Here is a 1,569-nt window from a genome sequence, read left to right on the forward strand (position 1 = left end):
CTCTCGCCTCACCATGAAACCGAGGGGCATCGCCAGTTGCGTCACTGGCAGGCGAAGGAGCACGGCGAGGAAGCGATCGACTTCGAAGCGGCGGCGCTCAAGAGCGTGCCGCTCCAGGACGGCGGCCGCATTGCCCCGATCACCGATCTCTGGCACGTCCCGACCTGGCGTCGCAACGCCCAGGATCTGCGCATGCAGATCGGCGAGGTGGTTCAGCTGCTAGCCAGATGGGCGGGAATCGAGGTGAGCGGATCCAGCGAGGTAATCCGCCTCAATGCCCGCGACGGTCTCGGCTATGAACTCGGTCCCCTCGAGGGGGCTCCCAGCCGGCGTGCTCAGCTCGTCTGGCAACTGCTCGCCGGCCTCGAGGGCAACATCGACCCGGTGATGCCAAGTGATATCTCACTGTTGGGCGAGCTGGTGGGCAGTCACGGTAACGACACCGACGTGCGCTTTCCCGATGGTCTTTTCGTTCGTGTGTTCTGGCTGACCCGGTTAATCCGGGTCTTGCGTGACGGTCTCGATGCAGAGGGGGATTCGTGATGGCAACACCGCAACTCAATCATGCGCTGTTCAACCAGGCGCTGGTTCTGATCCGCGAGGGTGACATGCGTCGCGCCCGGGCGCTGGGTTTTCGCGATGACGAGCTGCAGAGTCTCAGTCGCCTGCGGGCCAGCGAGATCGAATCCCTGATCAATGAGTTTCCGGGCGTGGCCCGGTTCGAGCTGGATCACGACACGTTCAAGGCGGCATTGCGCCGTGTCGATCGCGACCAGGATCGCGACGGGCTGGTCGATCACTGTATTCGTCACGGGGCTAGCGTGCAGATGCTGGCTACCTTCTTTGGCCTGACCCCGAACGACTGCTCAGCGCGACGTACCCTGCTAGGCGTGCCGAGCCGACAGGGGCGACTGCCCATGCCGGAGGAGAAGGTCGAACACGAAGCCTATCATCGCTGGCAGACCATCTCCGACGATCCGGCCAGTCCTGGTGCCGTGGAAGACATTCGCGGCATGCTGGTACTAGCAGAGGAGGTCGAGCTGCCCCTAGCCGTGATCTGGACGCTGATCAAACAGTGGACCCTACCGGAGCAGGCGCGTCAGCAGAGCCTACCTGCCGAGGACGAGGGCGCGGTGCGTGAAGGGGTGGCGTGATGAAACATTTTGACGCGCTCATCGGGCGCGCCGCGTCATCCCTGACCCAACGCCGAGGCCAAGCCGCCTCGGCGTCGAGCGTTCAGGAAGACGCTCTGGACGGCCTACTGTTCATGGGCAATCCCCATGAAACTGTTCCTCGAGCGCTGCTGCTCGATCAGCGGCTGGGCGCGGTCGACGTGCTGGGCTGGCAGATGATCCGGCTACTGTCGAATGCCGATCGCACCACGGCATTCCCTACTTACGACGAACTGGAGCCATTGCTGCGCTCCGGCGCGAATCGCAAGGCGTCACGCAAGACCGTGGCGCGGGTCATCGCGATCCTCAGACTGACCCGCTGGATGACGCTGGGTATGAAAGCGCGCAACACCGACAACGGCCGCATGATCGGCAACGTCTACGTGCTGCATGACGA

General features: G+C 63.5%; 3 protein-coding genes. All 3 read left to right on the forward strand.

Annotation, left to right across the window (positions count from 1 at the left end; translation table 11 throughout):
- Window positions 1-543: hypothetical protein (locus tag R3F72_RS18470; RefSeq protein ID WP_332780470.1), on the forward strand; the 543-nt coding region annotated here is incomplete at its 5' end.
- Window positions 543-1,154 carry a DUF2857 domain-containing protein gene (locus R3F72_RS18475; protein ID WP_087721101.1) on the forward strand — a complete coding sequence of 204 codons (612 nt, stop codon included), beginning with the start codon at window positions 543-545 and terminating at the stop codon, window positions 1,152-1,154. The genes R3F72_RS18470 and R3F72_RS18475, both read left to right, overlap by 1 nt.
- Window positions 1,154-1,569: STY4528 family pathogenicity island replication protein (locus tag R3F72_RS18480; RefSeq protein WP_332780471.1), on the forward strand; the 416-nt coding region annotated here is incomplete at its 3' end. The genes R3F72_RS18475 and R3F72_RS18480, both read left to right, overlap by 1 nt.

Origin of the sequence: Salinicola sp. 4072 (genome assembly GCF_036663415.1) — a bacterium.
GTDB classification, from domain to species: domain Bacteria; phylum Pseudomonadota; class Gammaproteobacteria; order Pseudomonadales; family Halomonadaceae; genus Salinicola; species Salinicola salarius_A.

Bases quoted from the DNA above. Each gene is read 5' to 3' on its own strand.
- R3F72_RS18475 (WP_087721101.1), top strand. From the start codon at position 543: ATGGCAACACCGCAACTCAATCATGCGCTGTTCAACCAGGCGCTGGTT.